Origin of the sequence: Streptomyces stoeckheimensis, from assembly GCF_045822005.1 — a bacterium.
In the GTDB taxonomy this organism is placed as follows: domain Bacteria; phylum Actinomycetota; class Actinomycetes; order Streptomycetales; family Streptomycetaceae; genus Streptomyces; species Streptomyces stoeckheimensis.
In genome coordinates this window covers 9,056,669-9,083,282 of record NZ_CP169550.1, presented here as the reverse complement: position 1 = coordinate 9,083,282, position 26,614 = coordinate 9,056,669, and the positions used below count along the sequence as shown (strand labels likewise).

Annotated in this window: 25 protein-coding genes; 9 read left to right on the top strand and 16 right to left on the bottom strand. The window is 69.7% G+C overall.

The annotated features are described in order from the left end of the window. Window positions 1–541 precede the first annotated feature (541 nt). The 3 genes from ACE1OC_RS41320 (at window position 542) to ACE1OC_RS41310 (ending at window position 2,919) form a co-directional block, all read left to right on the top strand. On the top strand, window positions 542–892 hold the full coding sequence (locus ACE1OC_RS41320) for a hypothetical protein (protein WP_407841414.1): 351 nt from the start codon (window positions 542–544) through the stop codon (window positions 890–892). 408 nt (window positions 893–1,300) lie between these two features. Then, on the top strand, window positions 1,301–2,089 hold the full coding sequence (locus ACE1OC_RS41315) for a hypothetical protein (protein ID WP_407841413.1): 789 nt from the start codon (window positions 1,301–1,303) through the stop codon (window positions 2,087–2,089). 98 nt (window positions 2,090–2,187) lie between these two features. Then, window positions 2,188–2,919, top strand: a complete 732-nt coding sequence (locus ACE1OC_RS41310) for a hypothetical protein (RefSeq protein WP_407841412.1) — start codon at window positions 2,188–2,190, stop codon at window positions 2,917–2,919. A gap of 344 nt (window positions 2,920–3,263) precedes the next feature. Here ACE1OC_RS41310 and ACE1OC_RS41305 read toward each other — a convergent pair whose 3' ends face one another. Together ACE1OC_RS41305 and ACE1OC_RS41300 are read right to left on the bottom strand one after the other, a co-directional pair. Further along, complete coding sequence (locus tag ACE1OC_RS41305) at window positions 3,264–3,755, bottom strand: hypothetical protein (protein WP_407841411.1); 492 nt, start codon at window positions 3,753–3,755, stop codon at window positions 3,264–3,266. Beyond that, window positions 3,752–4,201 carry a hypothetical protein gene (locus ACE1OC_RS41300; protein WP_407841410.1) on the bottom strand — a complete coding sequence of 150 codons (450 nt, stop codon included), beginning with the start codon at window positions 4,199–4,201 and terminating at the stop codon, window positions 3,752–3,754. Before ACE1OC_RS41300 ends, ACE1OC_RS41305 begins: the two co-directional genes overlap by 4 nt. 374 nt (window positions 4,202–4,575) lie before the next feature. On the opposite strand from ACE1OC_RS41300, the gene ACE1OC_RS41295 reads away from it, so the two are divergent. Next, window positions 4,576–5,010: a DUF6233 domain-containing protein gene (locus tag ACE1OC_RS41295; protein ID WP_407841409.1), complete on the top strand. Its 435-nt coding sequence runs from the start codon at window positions 4,576–4,578 to the stop codon at window positions 5,008–5,010. A 49-nt stretch (window positions 5,011–5,059) separates the two neighbouring features. On the opposite strand, the gene ACE1OC_RS41290 is transcribed toward ACE1OC_RS41295, so the two are convergent. The 12 genes from ACE1OC_RS41290 to ACE1OC_RS41235 all read right to left on the bottom strand — a co-directional run bounded on the left by ACE1OC_RS41290 (window position 5,060) and on the right by ACE1OC_RS41235 (window position 19,288). Further along, window positions 5,060–5,593 carry a hypothetical protein gene (locus ACE1OC_RS41290; protein ID WP_407841408.1) on the bottom strand — a complete coding sequence of 178 codons (534 nt, stop codon included), beginning with the start codon at window positions 5,591–5,593 and terminating at the stop codon, window positions 5,060–5,062. A 100-nt stretch (window positions 5,594–5,693) separates the two neighbouring features. Continuing rightward, window positions 5,694–6,491, bottom strand: coding sequence for a hypothetical protein (locus tag ACE1OC_RS41285; RefSeq protein ID WP_407841407.1), 798 nt, complete (start codon window positions 6,489–6,491; stop codon window positions 5,694–5,696). Between the two features lie 42 nt (window positions 6,492–6,533). Beyond that, entirely contained in the window at window positions 6,534–7,709 is a 1,176-nt protein-coding gene (locus ACE1OC_RS41280) for a peptidase M23 (RefSeq protein WP_407841406.1), read from the bottom strand. Then, window positions 7,710–8,447 carry a hypothetical protein gene (locus tag ACE1OC_RS41275; RefSeq protein WP_407841405.1) on the bottom strand — a complete coding sequence of 246 codons (738 nt, stop codon included), beginning with the start codon at window positions 8,445–8,447 and terminating at the stop codon, window positions 7,710–7,712. 16 nt (window positions 8,448–8,463) lie between these two features. Then, a complete protein-coding gene (locus ACE1OC_RS41270) occupies window positions 8,464–10,392 on the bottom strand; it encodes a hypothetical protein (protein ID WP_407841404.1) in 1,929 nt (642 codons plus the stop codon). A 41-nt stretch (window positions 10,393–10,433) separates the two neighbouring features. Continuing rightward, window positions 10,434–10,955: a hypothetical protein gene (locus ACE1OC_RS41265; RefSeq protein WP_407841403.1), complete on the bottom strand. Its 522-nt coding sequence runs from the start codon at window positions 10,953–10,955 to the stop codon at window positions 10,434–10,436. Further along, window positions 10,952–13,477: an ATP-binding protein gene (locus ACE1OC_RS41260; protein WP_407841402.1), complete on the bottom strand. Its 2,526-nt coding sequence runs from the start codon at window positions 13,475–13,477 to the stop codon at window positions 10,952–10,954. The genes ACE1OC_RS41265 and ACE1OC_RS41260 overlap by 4 nt, the downstream gene beginning before the upstream one ends. Continuing rightward, complete coding sequence (locus ACE1OC_RS41255) at window positions 13,474–14,040, bottom strand: hypothetical protein (protein ID WP_407841401.1); 567 nt, start codon at window positions 14,038–14,040, stop codon at window positions 13,474–13,476. The genes ACE1OC_RS41260 and ACE1OC_RS41255 overlap by 4 nt, the downstream gene beginning before the upstream one ends. Continuing rightward, window positions 14,040–14,285 (bottom strand): hypothetical protein, encoded by a 246-nt coding sequence (locus ACE1OC_RS41250; RefSeq protein ID WP_407841400.1) that lies wholly within the window; start codon window positions 14,283–14,285, stop codon window positions 14,040–14,042. The genes ACE1OC_RS41255 and ACE1OC_RS41250 overlap by 1 nt, the downstream gene beginning before the upstream one ends. A gap of 16 nt (window positions 14,286–14,301) precedes the next feature. After that, window positions 14,302–15,102 (bottom strand): hypothetical protein, encoded by an 801-nt coding sequence (locus ACE1OC_RS41245; protein WP_407841399.1) that lies wholly within the window; start codon window positions 15,100–15,102, stop codon window positions 14,302–14,304. Between the two features lie 307 nt (window positions 15,103–15,409). After that, the gene (locus ACE1OC_RS41240) at window positions 15,410–17,470 is read right to left on the bottom strand and encodes a hypothetical protein (RefSeq protein WP_407841398.1); all 2,061 of its coding nucleotides are present in this window, start codon (window positions 17,468–17,470) and stop codon (window positions 15,410–15,412) included. Between the two features lie 882 nt (window positions 17,471–18,352). Continuing rightward, window positions 18,353–19,288, bottom strand: coding sequence for a hypothetical protein (locus tag ACE1OC_RS41235; RefSeq protein ID WP_407841397.1), 936 nt, complete (start codon window positions 19,286–19,288; stop codon window positions 18,353–18,355). Window positions 19,289–19,408: 120 nt separating this feature from the next. Here ACE1OC_RS41235 and ACE1OC_RS41230 point away from each other — a divergent pair, with 120 nt between their 5' ends. From ACE1OC_RS41230 to ACE1OC_RS41210, 5 genes are all read left to right on the top strand, one after another. Beyond that, window positions 19,409–19,735, top strand: a complete 327-nt coding sequence (locus tag ACE1OC_RS41230) for a hypothetical protein (RefSeq protein ID WP_407841396.1) — start codon at window positions 19,409–19,411, stop codon at window positions 19,733–19,735. Window positions 19,736–20,425: 690 nt separating this feature from the next. Further along, window positions 20,426–20,983: a hypothetical protein gene (locus ACE1OC_RS41225; RefSeq protein WP_407841395.1), complete on the top strand. Its 558-nt coding sequence runs from the start codon at window positions 20,426–20,428 to the stop codon at window positions 20,981–20,983. Window positions 20,984–21,261: 278 nt separating this feature from the next. Beyond that, on the top strand, window positions 21,262–22,344 hold the full coding sequence (locus ACE1OC_RS41220; protein WP_407841394.1) for a tyrosine-type recombinase/integrase: 1,083 nt from the start codon (window positions 21,262–21,264) through the stop codon (window positions 22,342–22,344). After that, on the top strand, window positions 22,341–24,167 hold the full coding sequence (locus tag ACE1OC_RS41215) for a site-specific integrase (RefSeq protein ID WP_407841393.1): 1,827 nt from the start codon (window positions 22,341–22,343) through the stop codon (window positions 24,165–24,167). Before ACE1OC_RS41220 ends, ACE1OC_RS41215 begins: the two co-directional genes overlap by 4 nt. A gap of 44 nt (window positions 24,168–24,211) precedes the next feature. Next, window positions 24,212–24,703, top strand: a complete 492-nt coding sequence (locus ACE1OC_RS41210) for a hypothetical protein (protein ID WP_407841392.1) — start codon at window positions 24,212–24,214, stop codon at window positions 24,701–24,703. Here ACE1OC_RS41210 and ACE1OC_RS41205 read toward each other — a convergent pair. Both ACE1OC_RS41205 and ACE1OC_RS41200 read right to left on the bottom strand, forming a co-directional pair. Further along, window positions 24,670–26,259 carry an ISL3 family transposase gene (locus tag ACE1OC_RS41205; protein WP_407841846.1) on the bottom strand — a complete coding sequence of 530 codons (1,590 nt, stop codon included), beginning with the start codon at window positions 26,257–26,259 and terminating at the stop codon, window positions 24,670–24,672. The genes ACE1OC_RS41210 and ACE1OC_RS41205 overlap by 34 nt on opposite strands. An 86-nt stretch (window positions 26,260–26,345) precedes the next feature. Beyond that, on the bottom strand, window positions 26,346–26,603 hold the full coding sequence (locus tag ACE1OC_RS41200) for a hypothetical protein (protein WP_407841391.1): 258 nt from the start codon (window positions 26,601–26,603) through the stop codon (window positions 26,346–26,348). Between the last annotated feature and the right edge of the window lie 11 nt (window positions 26,604–26,614).

Sequence of the window (26,614 nt, the reverse complement as noted above, 5' to 3'; positions counted from 1 at the left end):
CAGCAGACGACGTCAGCGGCGGATGGGTTGTCAGGGTCGTCGTTGCCGGAGCCGATCGGGTCGTTGCTGGAGTTGATGCATTGACGCTGGAGACGGAGCATTTCGTGAGCGTGGACACCAGCGGTGACGCCGATGTGGGCGAGGTAGGCCTCTAATCAAGAAGGGGACCGTGCTCACGCACCTGATCCAACGCGAAGGAGTGTTCTCCGCGCGGGCGCGGAGAGCGCGGGAGAAGCTGGCGCTGACCGTCCTGAGCAATGAGAGGGCCTGGACTGGCCCCGCTCCGGGGGAGGCCCCGCTCGGCGACCTGATCCGAACCCCGCCCGGCTGAAGGCCGCACTCCTGGCCGCCGACACCCGACACCTCGCCGAGGCGGAGACGATCGAGCACGCCTTCGCCGAGTGACGGGCTCCGCCCTCCCCTACCGTCTCCAGGCCCCCGGCCGCTGCCTCACCAGCAGCGTGCGGGGGCCTCTTGCTGTGACAACGAGGCACCCACACTGCGTGCCCACCCCCGCGTGCCGCGACCGTACGGTCCGGTCATGACCGACACCGCGCGCACCCTCCCCGCTCTCACCGTCCCCGCCACCGTGGCGGCGCTGCAGCCGCAGACGCCCGCTGGGCCGTCGTTCGGCCAGGACCTCGTCCGTACCCTCCACGCGGCCACCACCGCGGTCGGCACCCTCGCGCTCGGCGAGAACGCGGACGCCGCAAGCGACGTCGAGGTCTCCGCGTTCGCCGCCATCGTCTGCACCGGGGACACCCCGGCCGATGCCCTGGAGGCCGCCGCCGCTGTCGCCCGCCGGGCGCCTGGCCTGGAGATCCACTCCCTCGCCTGGGCCCGCACCGACGGCCCCTGCGAGGACACTGCCGAGTACAAGGTCACCCCCTGACAGTGACCGCCCCCGACCCCGGCACCGGCGAACACAACGGAGCCACCCACCACACCCACCGCTCCACCCGATAGACCACTCTTCCAGGGGGACGCGAAGACCGAGGGCCGGCTTCCCGGGACGGGAGGTCTGCCCTCTGCGTTTGTCTGCGCGGCGGTCACTCGCGCGGGTGACTACTGCCCGTAGGCGGTGGCTGGGTCGCTACGGTGCAGGCGGGCCTCGCTCCAGGGTGGGCCGTGTCCTTCAGCGGAGATGAGGAATACCGTGCCCGACGCCCCCACTCCGATCGCCCCCGTGATCAATCCGGATGCGCGCGGCCCCGTCCGGACTCTGCTGAGTAACCGCAACGCGAGCTTCCCCGCTGGTCTGGTAGCTCCGTCCGTGTCGGCGGCGGGTCGAATTGTCCTCATGGGAGGGCTCACGCTCTCCGCGATGGTGCCTCTATGGGTGGTGACCTCACCATCTGACGTGGAGCCCATCCCCAGCACCGTCTTCGCCGGGACGGCGCGCGCTGCCGCGAACCTGCACTGGCTCGCAGGCCTGTGGCCGTACGCCGGGGCCGCCACCCTCCTGCTTGTCGGCGTACAGGTTTTCCGCTCCGTCATGTACAGCCGCAAGCGCCGCGCGCTGGACGCGGCAGCCGAGCACTACGTGCAGGACCGGGACCTCACCGAAGGCACCCGGGTGCTCCTCGCCCGCGCGCAGAAGGCCCAGAGCATGGTCCTCGCCTCGCAGGTCCACCGGCTCGACCTGATTGACCGCCAGCGCAACGAGGTCGTCCTCCCGGTGCAGGTGTGGGAGATCGCGAGCGCCCTGCGCGACTACAGCCGGCTGTCCGACAGCACGGCGGCGGACAGCTCCAGCGCGGAAGTCGTCGCCCTGCAGGCAGCCCGCCGCCAGGCCCTGCGCGTCAGCCGGGACGGCGTCGAGCAGCGCATCGTGGCTCTGGAGGAGTACACCGCCCAGGTCTGCGAGGCCGACCTGCCCTACCAGGAACTCCAGCAGATCCAGCGCCTGGTCGAAGGCAACGACGAAGCGCTCGACCTCCTGGCCCGGACCGCGGCCGACGCTCTGGCCGTCGCGGAGATCGAGGCCATGGCCAAGGAGGCGGCCATCGTCGCGAAGACCTTCTCCACCGCCCTCGACCGGGCGTCCGCCGCCGCCGTCATTGCCCTCCCCACCCGGGCCACCGCCTGAACGGGCAGGCGGTTCGCGGGCATGGTGATGGTGTGCCGCTGTTGGCGTCCGTCGTGGGCGGCAGAGCCGGGCGTGCCTTCGGTGGTACCACGTGCGGTGTGCGCAACAGTGATCATGTGAACCGCCGGACTCTCCCCCTGCTCCTCGCCGTCCTCCTGGCCACGTCGGGGTGCGTCTCCGTCACCCCCGTCGACAACAAACCCCCGCAGGACCGCACGAAGTTCTCGGCCCCGCCAGCCCCTGCGCGAGAGGCGGGTGAGGCGCTGCCGCTGACGCCGCTGCCCGCCAGCCGGCCGCCCGCTCCCTCCGTGTTGATCGCGCCCGAGGACACCCCGTCGGCGCCACGCACCCGCCGGGAGCAGCCCCGCACGACGGAGGCCGACGGATCGGACTCGGGGGTGCGGACGGTACGGCCGGAGCGGCGGCCGGTGAAGGCGAAGCAGTCCAGCCCGCAGCGCCCGGCCTCGAATGCCGAGGTGAGGGCCAAAGTGACGGCGAAGCCGCGCAAGGTGCGGACGCCGATGCCTGCGGTTCCTCAGCGCTCCCGCCCGGCTGCGGTCCCGGTGGCCAACGCCAACGCACGCGCCTCCCGCCTGGCAGCGAGCGTCCAGCAGTTGGAGAGCCGTCTCTCCCGCCACCTGGGAGAACAAGCCTGGCAGGCCTCAGGACTTGGCCCTTCCCCGGATGCAGCCGATCTTCAGGCCACGGTCACCCGGCTAGAACAGGCCTATACCGAATTGAAGCGGATGCTGGAGGAATGCCAGGGAGAACTCGACGCCGCGCGGTCAGCGAACCGGGACCTGACACGAGCCCTGAACCAACACAGCTGAGTCGGCCTGGGTGGCTCCTGCCAAGCCGCGGCCACCCTGACTCGCCCGGGTCAGCAGGTCCTCTACCTCAGCGGGCAGCGGGATGGTCGGGGCCTCGACGGACTCGATGTGCCGGTCCCAGTCGTCGTGACAGTCCTCCGAGTCGTCCAGGCCCGCTCGTCCTCGTGGAGGGGCTTTTCACCGATCCGCTCCCACTCCAGCCGGTATTCCTCACCAGTCCAGCCGCACGCACACACCGCACACGGCAGCTCGGCGCGCGGTCCCTGGAGGCGGCCGGTGTCCGCGGCCCAGAGGGTGCTGGTGTGCCCGTACGAGGAGTTCGACTTCTGTGAGGCGTCTTTGGCTCAGTGCTGGAGGGCACAGCCGTCCGCTGCCAGGTGCAGGTGACGCAGGGTTTCCAGTTCGCTGGTGGGGAAGGCGTGCATGCCCCACTTCTGGAGGTAGCCGTCCTCGCCGTGGGTTCGCCACACCTTCTCGGCAGCCATCAGAACCGCATGTGCCAGGGAGGTGCGAGGGCGTGTGGACGTCCACACGAGGGTGCCCTTCCCGTCCGGTGCTTCGAAGCTCGTCGACATGTCCGGAAAGTGGCGGATCGTGATGCGCACGTCGCTGTTTCGGCGATGAAGAATCCACCGTGCCTCTGCCGGTTCGAGGTCGAACGAGAACCGCTGGATGCCATGGGGGCCGTAGAGGCCCGTCATGCCTTTCAACAGGTCAGCAAGGGCGTTTGTGCAGTAGCTGACGCTGTCCCTATGCTTCGTCGAGCCGTCCCAGATCCTGCACGTTGCCCAGCCGGAGCCGCTCAGTTCCCAGCTGAAGTGCAAGGAGCTGGTCAAGGTCGATCCAGGGGGCGTGCTGCCGGCAGCCATTCGACTTCGTCGTCGCCGCGTCGGAAATCTCCCCTGAATGTCAGCGCCTCACGCCCGATGCCCAGGGCATCGAGCAGGATGTCAATGGCTGCTTCGTCGTCGTCCGTCTCGTTGATGACGGACACGATGGTGTCCGTCATCGGGCTGAACTCCATGCGGTGGAGCGCAAAATGCACGCCACGAATCTGGATCATCGCGACATCGACGGGGCTCAGTTCCTCCCAGCCCCGCTCGGTCGTCAGCTTAAACCGGACCGCCACGGAGTCCAGCGACGGCGCAAGGCCTGCCACCACACGGAATAGCCCCGAGATGTACCACCACATGCTGGTCTGCCAAGCAGGGTTCGGATTCGCACACGCCGAGACCGGTGCATCCAGCCAGCCGGCTTCCGGGCCAGGCACATCAAAATTCAAGATCTTCCACCCCCGCCTTTGACCGCACCCTACTCGGCTCGTAAATCCGAGCCCACCTCGGTCCCACCACAACTCGCAGCCTGCTGGGCTACACACGGGCCGGATCCCCGGTGTCGCTCGATCCAGCGATGGCGCCACACATGTTGCACTCGCTATGGTGGCCCGCACTGGCGCTGAGCTGCATGGGCTCGTACACACCCGCCGTGCACCACAGCTCTTCCCCCAGAGAACCCGCTCTGCAAGGCCTGCCAACACGAGCGGGACGAGCGCCTCGCCCGCACCCGCCCATGACCGGGGCTGCCCGGCCTCAGCAGCCTTCCCTGCCCCCGCCCGTCCGCGTCTTGCTGCCCGACGGCGAGGTAGCCGGACGGCTCGTGCGCCGATGGCAGACCGCCGCCGGCCAGTGGGTCTACACGGTCGCCCTGCGCGCCTGGTCCAGCCGTACCGCCAGCACCGGGCAGGACATCACCGCGGACCTGGTCGAACTCGACGTCCCCGCCGACCGCGTCCGCCCCGTACCCGGGACCTCGTACAACGACGTCCCCAAGCTGCACCGCCGACCACTCACACCCCCATCGCCGGTGCCCGCCGAGGTCGGCCTGTGGATCGGGGAGCGGATACAGACCCGGTCCAGGCCGGGGAGCGGCCTCACGCTGCGGATTCACGAGCCCGGCTGTGAGGCGAGCGCAGGGGGCAGGGGTGGCACTCTCACGACCGAGGAGGCCCGGTGGATGATCACGCACGACCCCATCGCCAGCGCCTGCGACGTCTGCACCGCCCACCGAACCCTGGTCGGCTCGAAGCCGTAGACCGCACGGCGGAGGTGCTCCGGCCCCCGGCCCGTGTCGCAACAGGCAGTCAGACGCTGGGGGATCCGGTGTAGTCGTAGCCCCGATAGCCGTGGCCGTCCTTGTGCCAGTCCACGAACAGAACTCCGTCGCCCAGGGCTCCGGGGCCAGCTCGGTGGCTGATCTTCGGGGTGCGGTAGTGCCCGTTGCGGTCCCCGCTCGACGTCGCCGCCTCCAGCCTCCCCTTCAGGGAGAAGTCCTTCTCCACCACCACGGGGTCGCCCTCCCGTGCCTGCTTGATCTGCACCCGGATCTTGGCGCCGTCGAAGATCGTCGCGTTGGTGGTGGAGTAGAAGCCGGGGCCGTCCCAACTGACGGTCGCGTACGCGGACACCGTCGCCCCAGAGCGCGCCGCGCACACCTGCACCGTCACCTCCCAGGTATCCGGCCACGGACCGGAGTAGGCGGCGTCGTCGATCGACTTGGTGCTGCTGGAGCACTTGAAGTGCAGCCCGGCGGCCGTCGGGGACGCGGTGGCGGGAGCGGCGCCAACGGCTCCGGCCAGCGCCGCCGCTACCAGACTTGGGTACGTGAAGAGCTTCATGCCCGGTCAAGGCCACTGGGCGCCGGGGTGACACGGCCCGGTGCCAAAGCCGCCCCCAAGGAGGTACTCCTCTGCGACGGGTGTCCGGGCCGGCGCCGCCCTAACCGGCGAGTGCGGACACGGCCTTGGTCCGTGCGAGGACGTCGTTGCGGTGGTTGTCCCATCCCCGGATCGCCAGCATGTCCGCCAGCGACGAGGACAGGGCGAGGGCGGCCTGCGGGTCCTCGTCCAGGAGCTGCACCCACACGGCGACTGCGTTGCGGGCCGCGCGCGCGGTGTCGGCCTTCGGCCGGACCTTGGCGGCCTGGCGCCGCAGGACGGTGGTGATCAGGAGTTCCACCGTGCCGTGCAGGTCGGTGCGCTGAAAGAGCGTGAGCGATGCCCGGACGGTCAAGAGATTCAGGGTGTAGGGGTCGAGCGGGCCGTACTCGGCTTCCAGGGCGGTCTCCAGCTTGAGGGCGAGGACGACGGCGGTGGGCAGGTCCCCGGCCTCGTAGGCAGCCCACAGCCGAGCCCACGCCTCCCGGTGCTGCTCAGGAACGGGAGCGACCGGCGGCGCTGCGGGCAGGGCTGGCACGTGGTCGGCAGGCCCAGGCGCGGCCGGTTCGGCGGGAGGGGCCGTGCGCGGTCCGTGGTCGTCGGTGGGGTGTTGCGGTGGCGGGGCGGGGTGTTCGGCCACGTCGGTCACGGTCCCGTCCGGGGAAACGATCATGAGCCAGGGCGTGGGGGCTGCCGGTTCGACTGCGCGGGCGCGGATGGGCCTGCCTGCGAGCGCAGCCCGGATCCGCAGCTCCGCGAGGCCCTTCGCCCTCAGGGTGGCGATGTCGGGGGCGGCGGCGAGGGTCTGTCCGTCGATGTCCAGGGCGAGGCCGCCGTCCGGGTCCGTGCGGATCATCATGGAGTAAAGCGGTGTTGCGGGGATGGCCGATTTCTCGGGCATTTACGATCCCTTCGGGAAGTATGGCGGGGCCCACCCGACATATCGGGCGCCCCATTTCGATTCAACATCCGATGCAGGCATCACATCGACATATCCAGGCCGGTACACATCATTACTAATGATCATGCCGTCACCCAGGTATACGGATACGTGGCCGTGGATATTGCCGGTTTCCCAGTACATGAGGGCACCCGGAGGAACATCCCTGGAGCCAGGATGCTTCATATGTTCGGGCATTACGCGGTAGTGGATAATTGCCGATCCAACCCCTGCCGCATTCCATCCGTGGACTCTTGCCGAGAATTCAAGGCAGCGCTGCCACCATCTCTTCTCGTTCAGGGCGGGCTGCCCCTTTGCCCACCCGATCGCCTCCGCGGTGGTGCGCCGGTTCTTCACCTCGGCCGGCCAGCCGGCTGCGGCATCGTGGAACGGAGCTCCCGCCGCGGTGTCGTCACCTGCTGATGGGCACCGTCCTGGCGGCGTCTCGGATGGGGCGGTCGGCTGCGCCCAATCTGGACGCTCCCCCGTTCCCGTGCCGAGGCGAACTAGGTTGACTCCTGCTTTGCGGGCGACGGCTTCGGCCTGGCCCCGGCGGGTGGCGTACAGCTCGGGGTGTGCCGAGCGCTGGACGCGTTGCGCTGCTCGGCCGGGTTCCAGCATCTGCCAGACCGGGATATCGACCAGGCCGGGCGGGCGGCCCGGATTCCCTCCGAAGAAGAGCCCGGTACTTGTGGGGGGATTCTTGATCTCGGCGGGCGTTCCCCATCCTTGCGAAGGGCGCTGCTGGAAAAGGCCGAGGGAATCCCGGTCGCCATGGTTTAGGTTCTGGAGTCCGCTTTCCTGCAATGCGGTCATGAATGCGATGAGTGAGGCTCGGCCGGGCAGGCCTCTTTCCTGCGCTACTCCGTCGATGATTTTTGCATGGTAGATCTGCTCGGCGAGGATCTCGCCCGGCACGTGGTCGATGCTCGGCGGGTCGGGCAGTCCGGGGATTTCGCACCCTTGTCCGCCGTTTTTTGCCTCGGATGCTTTCTTTGCTGCTCCTGCAATCAGGGAGGTTGTGCCGAGGCCGAGCATTGCGATCACGGCGAGGGCAGCGCTGATGCATCCGGCTTTGGCGAGGAATGGCGCGCTCGCGCGGGCTGCTGCGGCCTCGGCGACGTCGCGGGCCTCCACTCAGACCCCCAGCACCCGAGAGACGCGCCACCCGGAGGTGGTTCGGGTGATCTCCACGTTCAGGGTGTCGGTGCGCTGCGTGGTCTCGTACCCGGTGACGGTCAGCGTGGCCGCGACGGCCCGCCAGACCTGTGCTGCGTTGTCGGGGGGCAGGTCGGGGCCGGCGGGGCGGGCGGTGACCGCGCCGGCCTTCGTGGCCTCGCCCCGGCTGACCTGCCGCCCCCACCCTGGCGGCTGCTCCTCGGTCAGGTTGCGGGTCAGGTCGTCCGTCGCCCAGGGGGCTGCTCGGCGGGCGCTGGCCTGGTGCGTTCCGTCCGTGAGGGGGTCGCGGGAGAGGTAGGCGCGCACCCATGCCTCGGCTACGTCGTTGGGGCCGGTGTCCGCCGGGACGGAGAGGAGCGGCGCCGGTGGGGCGGGGGCGACGGCCGGTGAGGACGGAGCGGCGGCCGGCGGCCGGTCGTCCCCGCCGGTCGTCTTTCCGCCGCAGCGGGCGACGGTGCCCAGGATCAGGACGAGGACCAGGACCAGGAGCACCGCGGCGGGATGCATCGGGCGGTTGCGTACGGCGGCGACGGCGTCCGCGCGTTCGCGGCGGGCCGCGCGGCGGCGGGTGCGGCGCCACCGCCGCCGGGACGTGCCCGGCGGCGGTTCGTCGTCCACGTCCAGGGCGGCGAGCAGCGCGCGCCAGTCCGGGGCCGGTCCGTCCGGGCCGGGGTCGGGGGTGGGGCGCTGTGCCATGTGCGGGGTCACTCCGTCAGGGGGCGGGCGGCGGGTCGGGAAGGGGCGGCTGCGTCCATCCCGTCGGGGGCGGTGCCAGCCGGGGCGCCCGGATGACCGGCGGCTGTGGCCGGGGGGTGCGTCGCGGCGCGGCCGACGGTGCGGGAGGCTGCGTCGGCCTGCGGGCCGCTCCCTGGGGGCGGGGGCGGACCGTTCTGGCTGTTGTCGAGGCCGCCGAGGCAGCCGAGGCCGGCTGTGCCTGGCCTGTCTGCGCGGGAATCGTCCCCGAGGTTGGGGAGGGCGGCGAGGCATTGCCGGACGGGGTGGAGAGCCTCCTTGCCGGGGTGGCACCTCCTCCCTGGCCGGGTCCGGTCGGCTGCGTACCGGTCGGTGTAGATCGGGGGGTCCGGTTGGTGCGGCGGTTGGCCGCTGCGAGGGTGGGGCCCGGTCCGGTGCCACCGGGTCCCGTGCCTGCGGGTCCGGGGCCGCGCCCGGGGCCGTTACCCGGTCCGGGGCGGGCGGGCCGTCCGCCCCCGGGGGGCCGGGGTGGCGGGGGTGGGGCGGCCGGCCGTGGGCGCTGCTGCGGCTGGTGGCGGCGCTCGACCGCGTCCCCGATGCGGCGGGAGATGCGGCGGGGGGTTCCGAGCAGGCGGCCGGCCTGCCTGCTGACGCTGCGGGTGGCCAGCGCGCCGAGCAGTGCTCCCGCTCCGCCCCTGCCCGTAGCCGGTCCGCCGCCGATGATGCCGGTGAGGATGGCGCGGTACCGGAAGGCAGAGACGGCTCCGGCGATGGAGAGGGCGGAGCAGCCGAGCCACCCGTAGGTGGGCATGGCCAGCGCGGTGACGAGCTGAATGATCATGACGGCGCCCGCCGCCAGAGTGGTGATGGCGGCCTGCATGACGGTGCCGACGAGGGCATCGACCCAGCGCACGCCCCATTGGCGGGGGCGGCCGGGGATCACCCAGAGGCAGGCGAAGAGCGGCCCGACCACCAGCAGGAACAGCGCGGCCATCATCGCGGCGATGGAGCCGAACAGCAGGACGATCATCAGCACGCCGAAGAGCAGCGCGACAGGGACGGCCACGACCAGGACGCCGGCCCGCTCCAGGGGCCGGTGTCCCTCCCGCCAGCTCTTCGACTCCGCCCCGACGTTCTTGTCGACGTGCTCTTGCAGGTACTGCTTGCGCTTCTCCTTGTCGGGGCCGAAGTCGAGGATGGCCCGGCCGTGCTTCTGGCACAGCTCGACGGATCCGAACTCCGCCAGGCACCAGGGCAGCGCGGTGTAGACGCGCCACACGGTGTCACTGGCGCGGCGTGAGACCCGGTCGGCGGCGTCTCCCGGGTAGGAGGTGGGGTGCGCGAGGGCCAGGGGCATCTTCTCGATGCCGCCGCCCGCGCCGATGCCCGCGTCCGTCGCGGACATCGCGATCTCGGTCCCGAACATGCGGCCCTCATCCACGCCGTCCACCCAGGTCTGCGGGGACGTCAGCAGAGTGGCGGCGGCCACCGCGGAGACCAGCACCCACGCCAGCTCGGAGATCCCGTTGCCGTCGCCGCGCTGGCTGCGGAGAAACCCGACGAGGCCGCCGACCGCGAGCGCGGAGGGGAACAGTCCGACCATGACGGCGCTGGCCGATCCGCTGATCGCCTGCGTGAGCGGCCCCTGCACCTCGGGCAGGTCGGCCATTCCGAACGTCCAGCCGGCCAGCGTGCTCACGGCGGAGCCGATGGTCACCAGGATGACCATCAGGACATCCGCGACCATGTGCAGCGCCGGGTCCAAGAAGTCATAGTCGCCGAAGTCCTTGTCCAGGGTCCACGTCAGCAGATCCGGATAGGTCTCGTACATCGTCCCCCCGCCCCGGGGAGCACTCGGCGCGGGGAGCAGCCCGCCGACTCCCTTGGGGTCGACGGTGTCCGCGTGCGCAGCCCCGGCTGCTGCGGCCATCGTGGTGAGCAGTGCCATGACGGGGATGGCCAGGGTTCGGCCATGGAGCCTGCGGCGTTTCACCTGACCACCCGGGCCAGGGCGGCCAGGGCCGGATCTTCGGGGGCGGTCAGGTCGGAATCCGCGACGTCCTCGCGCTGGTCCACCCACCATTCGCCGGCCGCGTCCGTCATGCGCAGCGCGATGCGCTCCGTCAGGGTCCTCTTCCCCGGCCAGGCGACGGTGTAGGAGACGATCACGCCCCACCCGTCCGGATGCACGGACGTGCCCGGAACGCGGATCGGCGGCCGGTCCAGGAGCACGGGCCCGAGGGCCGGACCGTCCGGGTCCGGGGTCTCGGCGACGGGGTGCCGCTCGTGACAGGCGGTGCGCTGCTCGGCCGACATGAGGGAGCAGGCGGTGCTCCAGTCGTCGGCGACGACGGCCCGCATGTAGGAGCGGGCCCGGTCGGCGGCGGCCGCCGAGGGGTCCACCGAGGTGGTGCCGCCGTTCTTGCCGGTGGTCGTGGTGGAGCACCCGGCCGCGAGGGCGGCAAGCAGGGCCAGGGTCACGGCGGCGGGGCGGGAGGGGTGGGCAGTCATGCGGGCACTCCGTCCGGGGCGGCCTCGGCGGCCGTGCGGGGTGAGGTGTCGAGGTCGTCGAGGAGCTCGGCGGTGGGCACGTCCCACTGGGTGGCCGCCGCGCCGAATTTCGGGTCCCTGATGATCGAGTGCCCGTGCCGGATGCCGTCGCCGTCGCCGATGGCGAGTTTCCGGATCCGCTCCCGGGTGGCCGGTCCGACCGGCAGGCCGAGCAGTTCCGCAAGGGCGTCCTGCTGCGGCGCGCTGGTGAGTTGGAAACCGATCACCATGGCGAGTTGCTCGATGACGCCGGGGAGCAGCAGGAGCCCGGTCGCGTCCTGCGTGTCGAGGATGAACCGCACGCCGAGGGCACGCCCGACCCTGGCGATGTAGTCGAGGAAGTGGCGGCCTTGCCCGGTGCCCGTGAGCACGTGCACTTCGGGAACCATGATGGTTTTGGGCAGGGTGCGCAGGTCGGGGCGGCCTGCGGTGGTGACCCCGTAGGCCAGGATCGAGTGCATCACCGCGACGGACAGGGACTGTACTGACGTCCAGCTCTCCCGAGCATCACCCGCCCCCGGCAGGGCCAGGCCCGGTAGCTGCACCGCCCACACTCCCGACTGCGTTGTGAGCGCGGGGGCCGCTCCGCGTTCGGGGCGCCCCATGAAGAGCGACCCGTGCGGGGTCTGCGACAGCTCGAAGAGCGCATCGCCGGTCGCGCGGGCCACCGGGTCCGACGCGTCCCGCAGGTGCTGGAGAACCTGCCACGTCGCCGGGGACGGTGAGCCGCTGATCACGGCGTTGGCGGCGGCCTGCAGAGCGACCTCCGCGCCCGCCGCCCGCAGGTGCGGCGGGGTCACCAGGGAGAGCTGCGCGGGGACTTCCGCGCGCGCGGCGTCCCGGCCGGCCTCGGCCAGCAGCGGGATCAGGTCGGCGGCCCCGGCGTGCGCGCGGGTCATCTGCACCAGGCGGGACGGGAGCGCGTACCGGTCCGCCGCCACCGTCAGGCCCCCGAGGTCGCCCTTGAAGTCCAGCGCCAGGACCCACGCGCCGTAGAAGGCGGCCTCGAGGGCCATCATCATGGCCGCGGTCGTCTTGCCGCGCCCGGAGCGGCCGATGAGGGCGACCGTGGTCGCGTCGCGGCCGTCCGCCACGGGCGACAGGCGCACCACGCCGGGGGTGGATCCGGTCAGGTAGCCGATCACGGGTCCTGTGTCGGAGCCGACACGGGCGCCGCCCCACCACCAGGCCCCCGCCATCGCGGACGTGTCGCGTACGTGGCCGAGGCCGGGCACACGGACCCGGTCCCCGGCCCACGTCTCCAGCCACAGGGCGCGCTGCTCGTCGGTGCCGATCTGGACCGTGATCCCGTAGTCGCCGTAGTGGGCGGTGACCGCGTCCACCCGGGCCCGCAGGTCTTCCAGGCTGGTGGTGCTGGTGACCACCAGACGGGGGTGGTCCTCCACCAGGGACAGCTCTTCGCGCTCCAAGTCGGCACGCAGATCCGCCATGGTCTGCCCGGCGTCGGTGATGACCTGCCCCGGGTCCCCGATCGCGTGGTTGGCGGCGCTGTGCTTCTGCTCCCGGACAAGCTTGGCGGTCGCGTCGGTGCGGGCGATGGCAACGCGCTTGGGCAGGACCCGCAGCCTGACGGAGGCCTCGGGGCTCACCGGGACGAGCAGACCTGCGGCCTCGGGATCGCGGTCCTGGTCCTCCTCGTCGGGCGGGAGGTAGAGGACTTCGGCCAGGGTGCGCAGCCACTCCCCCGGCCCCGGGGTGGCCATCCGCTCCGCCCAGGTCGGCATCGTCAGCACCGCCACCCACGCAACGATTTCCCCGGTGGCGTCGGCCATCCGCAGGTGGTCGGGGTAGGGCAGGGCCCGGCCCTGGGTGAGCGCGGCCAGCGTTGCGCCGGTCACCAGGGAGCGGCCCGCGACGGGTGCCGGGATGCCCCGGTGCTGCTCCCTGGTGATCATCCAGGCCAGCGTCTCGACGGTGGTCATCGAGCACCGCCAGGGCGAGGCCTCCAGGCGGCGTCCGAGGCGGCGGGCGGCGGTGTGCCAGGTGGCTAGCTCCCGTGCTGGCACACCCTGCGCGGACGCGCCGGCCGCGTCTGTCACCCGGCGGGCGGCCGGGGTCTTGCGGGCGCCGAGGCGTACGCCGAGCAGCACGTGACGGATCGGCAGGGCAATCTGGTCGAGGCGGTCCGCGCGGTGCTCCGCCCACTCCTGCCACCGGCCCGCGACGTACATCTGCGCGGCCTCGTCGCGGTAGTCGTCGGCCGAGTAGGGCGACCACAGCACCCGCAGGTGCACGTCCATGCCCGCCAGGACCTGCGTCAGGGTCGTCTCGGCGCGGGCCTGCTCCGCGTCCCGCTCCGCCTCCGACATCAAGTCCGAGTTGGAGGTCTCGCAGGTCCACCACGCCCACGCCTCGCCCTCGGTCAGGACCAGGCCGTCAGCAATCCCCGCGTACCGGGGCGGCGGCGCGGAGCGGGCGCCGCCCACCCCCAGCAGCGTCGAAACCTTCTCCAGCACGCTCACGCGCTCCGCCCCTTCCGGCGGCCACGGCCGGCCACCCTCACCATGTGGTCCGGCCCGTACAGCCGGACCGTGTGTTCAAGCTCGACCGCAGGGCCGGCGGCCGGGACCGATTCGGCCCCGGCTCCGCCGAGCAGCCGGGCGGTGGCGGCCTCGCCCAGATTCCGGGCCAGCGCGGGGGCCAACCGCGACCAGCGGGCGGAGCGCGGGATCCACTCCGACCGGTGCGCGAGGACCCGGCCGCCGCAGATCACCGGCCGGTGCCCCCACACCTGGTAGTGCACGCCGATCACCCACCCGGCCAGCACGGTGCGCCGGTCGCAGGCCTTCGACGGCTTCGCGCCCATCACGGTGAAAAGGGACGGCGGGAGAAGGTAGAGGGTCAGCCAGCGAATCGACGGAAACCCGACCGTCAAAAACACAGACAGATCCCACACCACAAATGCGAGCGCACCGAGGAGGAGCGTGCGCCGCACCACACCTTTACCCAGGTCAATACCGAGGAGTTCATGCTGCCGTGGCTCCAGCCCGCTGAAGCATGCCGTATACGTAATCCCCTGACGCATCAGGCCGTAACCGCCTTGGCGATTTCGGTCACGAGCGTAACCGCAGTTTCCGGAATAAAAACAAAAATTCCCGAGAAAATGGCCGACCCGGCAAATCCGAGTTTCTTGTTGAAGTCTTCCGACCACGAGAGCCCAGTGGCCCTGACGGCGCATCCGCACATCATGACGGCCGCACAGAGAGGCAGGATGAATCCTTTAAGCCCTGAGCCGGTAATAGCCGCCGCAAGAATGAAGCCATGAGACATTCTTCTCTCCTCCTGGTCAGGACAGGTCGTCGCCGGAGATTCCGGCCACTTGCCAGCGCCCAGCACGGGCGCTCTCCACACGGGTGAGGGTCACGCGATACGCCTGCGTGATCTCGCCCCCACCGACCCCCCACACCACCCGGGCCACTCCCCACCGGTCCGCACCCTTCCCCTGGGCCGCATCCCACGACTGCACCGTGCGCAGCTCCACCCCGGCCGGCAGGGCCGGGACGACCGCGCCAGGGGCCGCCGCCTGAGCGGCCCCGCCCACCGACCAGGCCCTGAAGAAGTCGCCGACCGGCGTGCGGGTGTCGGCCGAGAACTCCAGGTCCGTGGCCCTCGTCGCCGGGTCGGGGGCGGTGGCGCCCTCTTCGGGGATGCCGAGGAGGGCAGGCGGGCCGCTCACGGCCAGGCGGCCGCCGCCGCTCACCACAACGGGCACCTCCAGGGCCAGCCACCGGGCCGGCCCCGTCCCCGAGGTGACCTCGGCGTCGACGCGGACACGGGCCCGGCCGGCCTTGCCTGCCGCGACCGGGCCGGGGATGACCAGGCCGGCCGACTGCACACCGCGGCCGTCCCAGCCGAGCTGCGGATCGATCCCGGCCGCCAGGACGGCCGACAGCTCACCCGCCCGGTCCGCCCGCTTGTTCTCGTCCCAGGTCAGATAGGCGCGGGCGGCCCGCACGGCAATGGCGCGGGCCGCGTCCTCGGGATAAGCCGCGGTGGTCGGGCCGGGTGCAGGAACGGCGTGCGGCGCCGGGGCGGAGTCCGGGGCGAGGAGGGTGTGCAGGCAGGTCGCCGTCACAAGGGCCGCCACGCCCCAGAATGTGAGCTGTCCCGCCCTGGCCAGGCCTTTTGGCCTCTCCTGGACCACCGTCCACGGGGCGCCCGCGCTGGCCCGGACGGGTGGCCGCGCGGCCTGCTCAGCCGGGGGGTCAGCGGCTGCGGCGACCCACGGGTTTACGGGAGGCTCTCCCGGCGGGTCCTTTTTCTTCCTGTTCCACATGTTCGCCAAACGATTTTGACGACACCCGGACACCACCCCGGAAGCAACTCCACCCGTTCGAGAACCAGTGACCGGAGAGTTCGATAACCAGACGCGAATAGACCCGGCGGCTTTAGAGTCATGCTGCATTCGAGCTCTCTTCCTGTGCCCCGAATACACTCTCCAGCTCGGCGCGGGTATAGCAGGAATTACCCCGCACCATCTCCCCTTCAGGGAAAGGTTTTCCTGCCTTGATCCATGCACTCTTGAACTGGCGCGCCGCCCCCGGCGCCTTGCGGATGATCCCAACCGCGCAGGCCTGAGCGATGGTGTAGCGCTGCTCCTCCACCCCTTCGGCCGCCACCTGGTCCGCGAGCTCCGCCAAGTCCGCCGTCACGGCCGTCCCCGCTCCGCCCCCTGACGCCGCCCCCGTACCTGACACGTCAGACACTGGCTTTGACCTGGGCATAGACCCACGTGTCAGAAGAACGTCGGTGTCAGTGTCAGGCGTCAGGTCCTCCCGTCCGCCCGCGTACCGGCCCCCCGGAAGGAACTCGGCCACGGCCGCCGCGGAGTCCGCCCGCGCGATGTCCTGGGCCGTGATCCACGGGGCCGGGGCGCCGTCCTCCCACCAGTACGGGGCCGACGGACAGGCATCCAGCAGCCCGGCGACCTGGGGCGTGATGTAGGCGTACTGGATTTCCTCGGCCCGCTCCACCCGCCCATCCGCGAGCGTCTTTTTCCGGCGCCGCCCTTTAAGGGAGATAACACCCCGGCCTTGGATTGTCTCGTCATAGTCCACCAGGGGAGCACCAGCACCGTAAGCCACCGCCCACGACGGGGCACTCACTTCTCCTACCACCAATTTCGTTCCGACCTGATCACGGGCCATGGTCGACCCGAAAACATCCAGGCTGAATTGGTGGGTACCGAGGACCACACGGTGATTGGAGCTACGCCCCTGCATCAGGATGAGCTGGATCCAGATCAGGACCGGAGGGAATCCCCGCTGCTTGATAATATATTTCCACCAGGCCGCCACGAACTCCCGGAAACTTGGCAGCTCGTCGATTACGAGAACTCGACCGACCGGAGCGTCAGGCCCCGAGTATCCGCGAAAGCGGCGGCTATTGTATTTCTCGGCCGCCATCATCGATACGAAAAACTCGGCAACTGCCATGCAGCATTCATAAGTTTCCGTGTGGATCCGCACACCGGATTTTCCGTGTGCCTCCACGAGAGAGTTCTGCTTCGGGTCGATGACGGTGACGAGCCATCCCGCCATCCGGGCCGCCACGAGCGGAATGTAGAGGATGCTCGATTTACCGGAGCCGGTTTCACCGGAGACGCCGATATGAGGTGTGGCTGTGCCCGTGTGCACGTAGGCAGGCCCGTTCGGGGTCTCCCCGAAATGGATTTTCAGCGGGTCACCGGTCGGAATCCACTCCACCCATTCCGGGAGCACCCTCGGCGTCTCCGGGGCCGCATCGCGCACCCACTCCACGAAGGGCGCAGCGACCGTGCGGCGCCAACGTGCGGACCACTCCCCCGGGAGTCTGCTGGTCACCAACGCGTCGACCGCCCGCATCCCGGCCTCGCCACCGGGCCACCCGGCGGGCAGGCGGAGCACGACCCGAGCCCCGGGCACGGTGACGTCCTCGGGCAAGTGCAGCCACCGACCCCGCAGCTCCCTCTCCTCCACCCCCAGGACGGGGCGCAGCGCCGCCCACATGCCGGGGCCATGCACCAGGTCGGCGCTCGCCGGGCGCGGCCTCCACCAGCCGAGGGCCGCCGGGCCCGTCACCACCGCCACGATGCCGACGAGGGCCAGGACCCCGGCCACGGCGAGCACGGCCGGCCACCAGCCGCACCAGGCCGACACGGCCACCGCGGGCACCGCCAGACGGACCGCCGTACGGGCCGCACGCGGCCAGCAGGACCACCTCCGGGCCCCGGCCACGACCGTGCGCAGCGCCCCGCCGGACTCCTTCTCGAAGGGGCCCGGGTCGGCGGCGAGGTCGGCGGCGGTCCGATCGCGCCGCACCTGCGTCCCCGCGCACCACCAGGTGGCCGACGAGGACGGATCACCGGGCTTGAGTTCCCGCCCGGACAGGAAGCGCACCAGTAATACGTCGGCAGCCCGCGTCGGCGGCGCCGCCGTGCCGGGCCGCCCCGCCTTCTCCTTCTGCCGCTGTTGCACGAGGGCCCCGGCCGCCGGGACCCCGATCATCACCGCCGCCAACGCGGCCTTCGCTGGCTCCTCTGCCGCCCACGCCCACATCCCGTGCACCCGCCGCCTGCCCTTCCAGCCAGAGGGCTGAGTGCCCCATGCAGACCAACGACGCCAGACCGCAGCAGAAACCCCCGCGCGGCGAAGCGACAGAGGGGTTGGACGTTCCGGTCACCAGGCCTACGACGGAGTAGCCGTTTGAGCGACAGGATCGACCCGTGCTGGGCACCGTCCGCAGCAGCGAAGCGCCTCCAATCAGCCCTACTGTCCGAAATGATCAGCATGGGAGATCGTGCCTCTGGGGAGACCAGGCACGTCGGCAATCTCCGATTCTTCGTGCGCCTCTGCCAGCCGCGCCAAGAGTGCGGAAAGCGCGGCCCCAGTCCATCGCCAATCTCCGCAGCAAGGCGCCACCTGACACCTGACACTGACACCGGCGCCCACCGTCAGGACCTGATTCCGTCCAAGGTCAGCACGGGTTCTGACGTGTCAGGTGTCAGGGCATCCCGGCCATACGCGGCGGTGGGGCATGTAGGCTCTCCGCTGAATCAACACTCTCCCCACACACCCGGCAACGAGCCGCCCGCGCCTCGGATGGCGCAGGAAGCAGGCCCGTCGAGGTTCCCGGATGCTGCTCATGAGCACGGCTAGACCCCGCGCCAGCCGTGCTACTTGGCGATCGCAGTCGACGCGGTGTCCGGCCACTCTTCGAGCAGTCCATGAGTCGGCGACCCGGCTGTATCGACGGACTAGCCCTTCGGCGCCCGCCGGTGCTTCGGATGCTCGTGACCGGCCACCGCCCGTCACGAAACTCGGACGCAGCCGATTCTCGAGGCATTGCATCCATATCGCCTATGTGCGGCCGAGATAGCGGGCTCGTTTGTGGTTCTGCTCAGTTGCGAGGTACTTCCGTAGCCGTGAGCCCTGGGGGCACCACATCTCACGAGGGCACCGGTCGCAAGTAGCCGCGTGGCGTTCGTAGTTCTTCACGGCCGTTTCGAGGGCCTGACCGTCGCGTTGCCATGCCGCCGCCAGCTGTACGAGCGGCCCGACAGCCCCCGGCGGCTGATCCTCTTCTGACAAGGCGGGAGTATCCACCTGAGGTAAGTCAACAACATCAACCATCTCCTGGTGAAGAGCTTGGTGGGACCTGGTAGGGGCGTCATGTGATGCCTCCTGAGCCGTCACATGACGCCCTGTGAGTCCGTCATGTGACGCCGTCTGGATTTCGGTCGCCGACTTGCAGGCGTCGTCACGTGACGCCATCTGCACGCGGCCAGGGATCTCGCCGTGTGGAGTCACGTGACTCCCGATGGCCTGGGCCCGCTTGTGGCGGAGCCGGCGGTCGTGCTCCGAGCTGGACAGCACAGCCAGGGCGCGGTCCCACTCAAGGCCGGTGCCAGTCTCGGCGTCGGCGCCGAGCGGGAATGTACACGCATACGTTGCCGGTTTGGGGTGCCGTCCGCCGCGCGCGTTGGCCGTCTTTCTGATCAGGTTCATGGCTTCAGCGGCTAGGAGTACTTTCTGAACGGTGTCCTTGCTGCACCGGCCGATCGCCATGAGGGTGTCGGTGCCCAGGAAGGCGTTGGCTCCGTCTGAGTCAGCTGCCTGACCCACGGCCTGAAGGATCGCAAAGAACGATGCACCCAGCGTTTTCCACTGGGGCTGACCCTTGGCCGCTTTGGGGACGTGCTTAGCAGAGCGGATCAGGAACCAGCGCCATGAATGGGCGGGCGCCCAACCGCGCTTGATCTCTCCGGGCGTGTCATCGCCATATCCGTCGATCATGCTGTCCAGACTACCCTAAGGTTTCCCTGTGGGCAACTTTGATCCGCTGGAAGAAACTGAAGCGCCAGTACAGCGACCCCGACTCCACTTGAGGCAATCGAAGTCGATAGGATGTGGGCCATGGACAACGCGACTAAGCAGCAGGCCCACGAGGCGGTGACCGAGCTCGAGCTGAGATTCATCGAGGCCGTCGAACACGGAAGGCTCCGCGCCGGGCTCACCTACGAGCAGCTCGGTAGCTACATCGGCATGTCCAAGAGCCAGATCAGCAAACGTCAGGACGGACTGATCAAGTACACCCTGCGCGAGATGTACTACATCGGCCAACTACTCGGCGTCGACCCCCTCATCATGGCCTCAGGCCTCGGCACATGGCTCACCCACATCCAGCCCGAAGAAGTCCGCCACCGCCTGGACAATCTCGAGACCGCTGGCACCCGAAAGTAGCGGAGCACAACCTCCCCTCCCCACCGATACCAAACCACCGACCGCCCCATACCAGGCCCGCCTGGTCGCAATCTGTTGCTTCCCTCTGGAAGACGGTCTGACTTCCCTTCTGCCGTGTGGCAGACACCCGTGCCGAGTGCCAGCAGCATTAGGTCGGGTCGCGGTCTCGACCGCAACGTGCCGCTGTTCGCGTCTGTCATCGACACAGATCTGCAGGACGACCGCGCCCGGCGTACGCAAGTGTTCATATGAACCGCTGGACCCTCCCCATCCTGCTCCTCGCAGCCCTCTTGGCCACGTCGGGGTGTGTTGCGAAGACCACTCCGAACACGCCAATCCCGACTCCTGGCCGACGTTCCGCTCCCCGCGCCGAGTGGGCGACCGCCGGGGTGCGCACGGGGGATGGCCGACGGACCGGGTGTCGCCGGGCGGCCCTCGACCCCGCCGAACTGCAGCGCCTGGTCCTCGGCGCCGTCGCCCCCCACGTCGATCAGGCCGTGTTCAACGGCGTCAGCGCGGAGGAGCAGCGCCAGCGCGACCGGCTCAGGGAGTTCACTGGGGAGTGGCGGTCGGCCGGCCGCGCGGCGGCTGGCTCTCGGATGCCGAGGGCGGGCCAACTCGCCCTCCCCAGGCATGAAGGAGGACGGATCGGGAGGCGGGGTCGGGAGGGTTTCCTGAAGGATGGCGTCCATGAGGAACACCAAAGCGTTCAAGGAAGCCGTCGCCGACACGCTGGCCGAACTGGCCCGCCAGGGTGTGACCGTTCGCCCGGGTACCGTCGCCGACACCATCGAGCGGAACATCCGCGCCGTCGCCGAGCGGCTCGGGATCCAGGAGCGCTCCGCGTGGCGGTACTTCGACCCGGCGAACCTCGCACCCAGCATCGTGCAGCAGCGACAAGAGTCCGAGAGCAGCAGCGCATCCGAGGAAGTCGGGCGAGCGCCCATGCCGCCGCTCGACAACCCTGAGCTGGCACTCATTCTCGGGGGCGTGCCCGACGCGCTGGAGGAGAGCGGCGGCGACTTGTACAGCGTCATCGTCAACGTCGCCGTCAATGCCTGGATGGCCAGCCACATCCACGGCGAGGACGGCTGCACCGGCTGCCAGGACAAGCGGCCCACGGGCACCGATTGGCAGGCCCGGATGGACACCATCACCGCGATGGAGCCCGACATCACCAAGTGGTTCAACCCCGCCGTCTGGACGGCCGCCCTCAACGACACCGGCTACAGCGTCACCCGAACCTGACGCCGAGCCTCGTAGGCCGCGCCCCGGGGCTCCGTCCGTGCGGCAAAGGCTCGACGGGCGCCCCGTGGGGCTCAGCTTCCCGAGCGGCGCTGCCGGTGGGTGCGTTGGGGCGGCTCTGTCGCTGATTTGGGGGTCGTGGCCTCTTGATCATGGTGAGAGCAGGATGCGGCGCCGTAGCAGATCAAAGTTCGCGCGGCCATACATCTGTCTCTTCAGGAGCTTAAAAGCTACGTGGAATCTGGCCGGGGTGATCATGTCTCCCCGGTGCAACCACGGACTTGGGAGATGGCGAGAGCGGCACGACGGTGCTGATGGAGAAGTGGCCGGTGCTGGGCCGGCACGAGCAGGCGGCGGTGTGGCTGCAGATCTGGACTGATCTCGGTCGGGCGCCGAGGACGATCGACGCCTACGCCCGCGGACTGGCCGAGTACCTTGTGATGTGCGAGCGGGAGGACGTCGATCCGGTCATCGCGAACCGCGCCCACATTGCCTTCTACGTACGGGAGTTGACGTCACGACCGCACCGTCGTGGTGCGAACGTGGTGGCGATCGACTCGGGGTCGGGACTGGCGAACGCCACAATCCAGCAGCGCCTGGTGCCGGTCCGCCTGTTCTACGACTTCCTCATGGAGGAGGGTCTGCGCGAGTCGAACCCGGTGGGCCGGGGCCGCTACACCCCTGGCCGCCAGCGGGGCGGGCAGCAGCGCGGACTGGTGCCGCGGCTCACGAAGCTGCCGTGGATTCCCAGCGAACAGCAGCGGCTGGGGATCCTGCAGGTCGCGCGGGTGGAGCCGGTCCGCAACCGGGTGATGCTGGCTCTGGCCTACGATTCCGCGCTGCGGCGAGAGGAGCTGTGCTCGCTGCGGACCGACGACCTCGATCCGGCCCACCGGACGCTGAGGGTACGGGCGGAGACGACGAAGAACCGGCTGGAGCGGGTGGTGCCGTACTCGGCGTCGACCGGCATGCTGATGTCGGCCTACCTCGCCCACCGAGCCACGATCAGCCGGGCCAGGGGGCCGCTGTTCCTGTCGGAGTCCCGGCACAACCACGGACAGCCGCTGACCCTGTGGACCTGGTCGAAGGTTGTCCGCCGGATCGCCTTGGAGGCCGGTGTCCCGCGATTCTCGACCCACACCACCCGGCATCTGTGTCTGACCGATCTGGCCCGGATGGGCTGGGAGTTGCACGCGATCGCGACCTTCGCCGGCCACCGCAACACCGATTCCACGCTCCAGTACATCCACCTGTCCGGCCGGGACCTGGCCGACAAGCTGGCCCGCGGCATGGAGCACATCCATGCCTGGCGAATACAGATGCTCACCTCCGCGGACGGCACGACGGCGGAGGTGTCGCGGTGACCGCACCACTGCCGGCCATCGCCGCCGAGGACGGGGCCGGACGCTGGTCCTGGCCGATCTCCCCGCCCCGCGACAGCACCGCGGTGGCGGTGCGGCCCGCCGAGGCCAGGGCCGTGGCCGACCTGGGCGTGCGAAATCTGCGGCGACTGCAGCACCACGACCCGTCCGCGCCGGGCTGGCGCGTGATCGTGAGACTGCTGGGCCCGCTGGAGGCGGTCAACGCCGCACTGGACTCCCCGCCCACCCCGCATCCCCGACGGGCCATGCTCGACGTGGTCGCGGTGCTGCTGACGCGGTGCGCGGAGACCGGCAGGACCTTCTGGGGCTGGACCGAAGAGGAATGGTTCCACCTGCTCGGCCGCACTCAGGCCGAGTTCCGCCAGCACGCGCCCGCCTGGGCGGGCGACGAGGTCCGCCCCTATCTCGCGGCGCACGCCTATCTGCTCGGTGGCTTCAACGAGTTCCACCGGCTCGGCAGCTTCCAGCGGCTCACCCTGGCCTGGCGGATCTTCGGACGCGACCGCGTCAACGGCGAGGTCGCACGACTTCGCGCGATCCTGAGCGCCTGGGGCTACCGGCTCGGCCGGGACGAGGACACCCTGCTGCCGATTTCGGCCTGCCAGCTGTTCCTGCTCAACCGCAGCCCGCATCTTGAGGATCTGGACACCGCACTGTTCGATCGGGTCCGCCGTGACGGGCTGTTGGAGGGCAGTCGGCTGAACACCCTGCACGCGATGCAGCGGGCGGTCGCCGAGCTCGGATTCTGTGATCCTCCGCGTCCCGGCACGGGCCACCACTCGGCCCGGGCCAGCGGCGGCGCGCCGATCTGGGAACAGTGGCCGGACCGCTGGCACACCACCTCGACGCTGACCCCGCGCGTTCGCGGCAGCGTCCGCTCGAACCTGCTCAAGGTCGGCCGGTGGATCGCCGCCGAACAGCCCGACGCCGCCGATCCGGCCGACTGGACCCGGCAGACCTGCGCTTCGTGGATCGCTGCGCTGGACCGAATGAAGGTCGGCGACTACGTCCAGCGCACGATCGGGCTGGGCGACCGTCTCGGCAAGCCGAACTTCACCGATCGCCGCACCGGCGAGCTGGTCGACCCGCTGTTCGCCGTCCGGGCTCGCCGCGTCTCCACCAGCTACATCAACAACACCATCATCCCGATGCTCTGCCGCAAGGCCGGAGTCCCGGCCGCCGACGTCCGCGGCAATATCACCAGCCACCACGCCCGGTCCACCATCGCCAGCCAGCTCTACAACGCCAAGGAGCCGATGACCCTCTTCGAGCTGCAGGCCTGGCTCGGACACCGCTCCCCACAATCCACCCAGTACTACGCGAAGATCACACCGAGCACCCTGTCGAAGGCCTACTCCGAGGCCTGCTACTTCGAGCGGAACGTGCGCACGATCGAGGTATTGGTCGACCGCGACGCAGTCGCCTCCGGCGCCGCCGCAGGCGGTGAGCCCTGGCAGCACTACGACCTCGGACACGGCTACTGCAGCTACACCTTCTTCGAGCAGTGCCAGCACCGCATGGCCTGCGCACGCTGCGACTTCTACACCCCAAAGCAATCCACGAGATCCCAACTCCTGGAAGCGAAAAGCAACTTGCAGAAGATGACCGTGTCCATCCCGCTGACCGACGACGAGCTGGCAGCCGTCGAGGACGGCCAGGCAGCCCTGGACCGGCTACTCGACCGCCTCGCTGACACACCCACTCCGGCCGGCCCGACACCACGCGATCTGGACGTGCCCGTGACGGCCCGCCTGCTGCCGGTCGTCGACGTCCGACAGGGCGGAACGGGCTCCGCACCGCGCTGATATCGGAGTGCACACAGGCCCAGGAGAATGACACAGTCACTGCCGTGACCTTGATGAACGTGCTCGTCGACTTCGCCCGAACCGGCCGGATCGGCCCGCTTCACTGCGGAATGCCCCTGGCCGAGGCTGAGAACCTCCTCGGCCCGGGGCGGCCGCACCCCGCCCACGTCATGAAGGGGCCCGACATCGACGGCTACCCGTACTCCTGGGGCGGACTCAAGCTGGACGTCACCCAGCGGGCGGTCAGCGGCATCTGGATCCACCTCTGGCCCGGTTCGACGGCGAAGCTCCCCGCTCTCGTCCTGCCCGAATCAGAGTCGTTCGAGGCCACTGTCCTCCGCGAGGAACTGATCACGGCCCTGGACACCGCAGGCTGTGAGCATCACGTCAACAACACCCTCACCTTCGGCCAGCAGTCCAGCATCCTCACCCGGCCCGCTGATGTCTACGCGGTCTTCAGCCTCCAGGGCCGGGACAACCACGTGCCTCACCGAGACCGTCACTATCTTGACGTCATGCACAAGTACACGGCTTGACATCGCTGATTCCACAGAATGATCCTGGTGACGTTGCCCTCGACTGCTCCGGACGTGTAGGCCGTGGTGAGGGCGACCTGGACGGCTGAGCGGTCGCGTCGCATGCCATTGGCCAGGGTGCGGAGTTCAGGTTGTCCATCGAAGCGGACGTCGGCCATCCAGACGTCGAGAGCAAGATGTTCACTGCGGCGGTCTCGGATCATGAGTGCCAGACGGCGCCCGTACTCTGCGGTCGTGGCCAGCGCGGGGTTCCGCTCGCATAGTTCGTCGAGACCCTTTCGCTCAACATCGGTGAGGCGCTCGGGCCGGCGCATGATCCAGTCGGTGACCCTGCGGAGGGTCAGGTGCGTCAAGGGAGCGGTGACCGAGATCGCACCGTTGCGGTAGGGCTTCAGGTGCCGGCGGACGGTGTTGACGTCGCCGCAGTAGCCCAGCCGCTGGATTTCCCGGGTGAGCGCGGAAGCGTTGGTGCAGCCCTCCATCCAGCGATGGTGCAGGTAAACGCGGTAGTCGTCGATCAGGGAGGGTCGGTGAACGGCTGCGAGGAGAAGTTCGTCGACTTCTGCGGCGTGCGCGAAGCGGTTGACCGTGCCGCGGCTGAGCTGGAGGTCGCGTGCGATGGCGCGAAGGCTGTCACCGCATTCGATGCGCTCATGGATCTGCTGGTGGCGATCGCGGGTGCGAGCGACCAGAGGCCGAGGCCGTCCGTGGATGTATAGCTCTTCGCGGTCGCGGCCCTCAGAGGCCAGACCGTCGTCGGTCCGGTCATCGTGGGAGGTGAGGGGCTGTCGCAGGTCGGCGCGATGCCGTCCAATGACGCGTTCGACAGCTTGCGCCAGGTTGTTCAGAAGATGCCAGGCATCGGCTATCTGCCTGGCCTGCGGGGCACCGACTTGGGCCCCGTCCCGGTAGGAGCCCGCGCGGTCACGGCAGACGATCCGCACCTCAGGATGGTCCCGCAGCCAGGACGCGAAGGTCTCTGCTGCCCGGTCAGCCAAGACGTCGATCGGGCGATGGGTTGCCATGTCGATGAGGATCGTGGCGTAGGTCCGTCCCCTGCGAACGGCGAAGTCATCGACGCCGAGATGTGGCACCGATCCCGACGAAGGGAGCGGCAGCTTACGGATCAGCCGGAGCAGTGTGTCCTTGCAGGTCTCGATGGCCATACGTTGGAACAGTCGAGCGCCAGGCCGGCCGCCCAGGAACAGGGCCACGTCGGTGAGCTGGGCGGTGAGTGCGTCCGTGCGGCGTGCGTGGCGACACGTCAGGCCCGGTATCTGTTCGGCGAACGTTCGACGGTCACACTGCCCATTCCCGCAAACGAGTCGACGCGCCCGTAGCTCGATCCGCACACGTCGGCCAGCGACCGGACGATCCGCCAGAGTCCGCTCGTAATAGCAGTGCACTCTCGAAGATCTCCGCCCGCATCCAGGACAAGCCGCCGACACGGCCCCTGACCGCACGGCGACCCGGACCTCCGCATCCGTCAGCACCACCTGGTCGACCTCCACTGCGACACCCGGCAGAAGAAGATCCCCGACCTGAACCCCACCCATCACATTGGATAGCTGCCCAACCACGCCCAAATCAGCGACAGAGCCCAAGATCTGTGCCAGAACCCCGCTCTCACCTACGCAGCCAGTCAAGCCACCGTCACGCGCAGGACATACGGCTTGCCCAAACTGATCGCCTGAGCCTGTTCCCGTAGGTCCAGGTCCGTGAAGCCGAGCAGCGCCTGGTCGGCGGCCCGCCGGAGCAGCGGGAGGATCTCTGCGACGGGCCGCCCGCGGCGCGTTTCGGCGAGCTCGGAGAAGGCCCGCTGGTACGGGGCTCCGTACGTGTTCGCGCTGTCGGCAAGCAGCCGGTCAAGGTGCTGCCGCTCGACGCTGATCTCGCCCATGCCCTGCTCCT

What these genes read in the sequence shown, in the direction of transcription:
- ACE1OC_RS41320 (WP_407841414.1), top strand. Translation starts at nt 542, where the DNA reads ATGACCGACACCGCGCGCACCCTCCCCGCTCTCACCGTCCCCGCCACC.
- ACE1OC_RS41315 (WP_407841413.1), top strand. Translation starts at nt 1,301, where the DNA reads ATGGGAGGGCTCACGCTCTCCGCGATGGTGCCTCTATGGGTGGTGACC.
- ACE1OC_RS41290 (WP_407841408.1), bottom strand. Translation starts at nt 5,593, where the DNA reads ATGAAGCTCTTCACGTACCCAAGTCTGGTAGCGGCGGCGCTGGCCGGA.
- ACE1OC_RS41285 (WP_407841407.1), bottom strand. Translation starts at nt 6,491, where the DNA reads ATGATGATCCGCACGGACCCGGACGGCGGCCTCGCCCTGGACATCGAC.
- ACE1OC_RS41275 (WP_407841405.1), bottom strand. Translation starts at nt 8,447, where the DNA reads ATGGCACAGCGCCCCACCCCCGACCCCGGCCCGGACGGACCGGCCCCG.
- ACE1OC_RS41270 (WP_407841404.1), bottom strand. Translation starts at nt 10,392, where the DNA reads ATGGCACTGCTCACCACGATGGCCGCAGCAGCCGGGGCTGCGCACGCG.
- ACE1OC_RS41265 (WP_407841403.1), bottom strand. Translation starts at nt 10,955, where the DNA reads ATGACTGCCCACCCCTCCCGCCCCGCCGCCGTGACCCTGGCCCTGCTT.
- ACE1OC_RS41255 (WP_407841401.1), bottom strand. Translation starts at nt 14,040, where the DNA reads ATGCGTCAGGGGATTACGTATACGGCATGCTTCAGCGGGCTGGAGCCA.
- ACE1OC_RS41250 (WP_407841400.1), bottom strand. Translation starts at nt 14,285, where the DNA reads ATGTCTCATGGCTTCATTCTTGCGGCGGCTATTACCGGCTCAGGGCTT.
- ACE1OC_RS41235 (WP_407841397.1), bottom strand. Translation starts at nt 19,288, where the DNA reads ATGATCGACGGATATGGCGATGACACGCCCGGAGAGATCAAGCGCGGT.
- ACE1OC_RS41230 (WP_407841396.1), top strand. Translation starts at nt 19,409, where the DNA reads ATGGACAACGCGACTAAGCAGCAGGCCCACGAGGCGGTGACCGAGCTC.
- ACE1OC_RS41225 (WP_407841395.1), top strand. Translation starts at nt 20,426, where the DNA reads ATGAGGAACACCAAAGCGTTCAAGGAAGCCGTCGCCGACACGCTGGCC.
- ACE1OC_RS41205 (WP_407841846.1), bottom strand. Translation starts at nt 26,259, where the DNA reads ATGGGTGGGGTTCAGGTCGGGGATCTTCTTCTGCCGGGTGTCGCAGTG.
- ACE1OC_RS41200 (WP_407841391.1), bottom strand. Translation starts at nt 26,603, where the DNA reads ATGGGCGAGATCAGCGTCGAGCGGCAGCACCTTGACCGGCTGCTTGCC.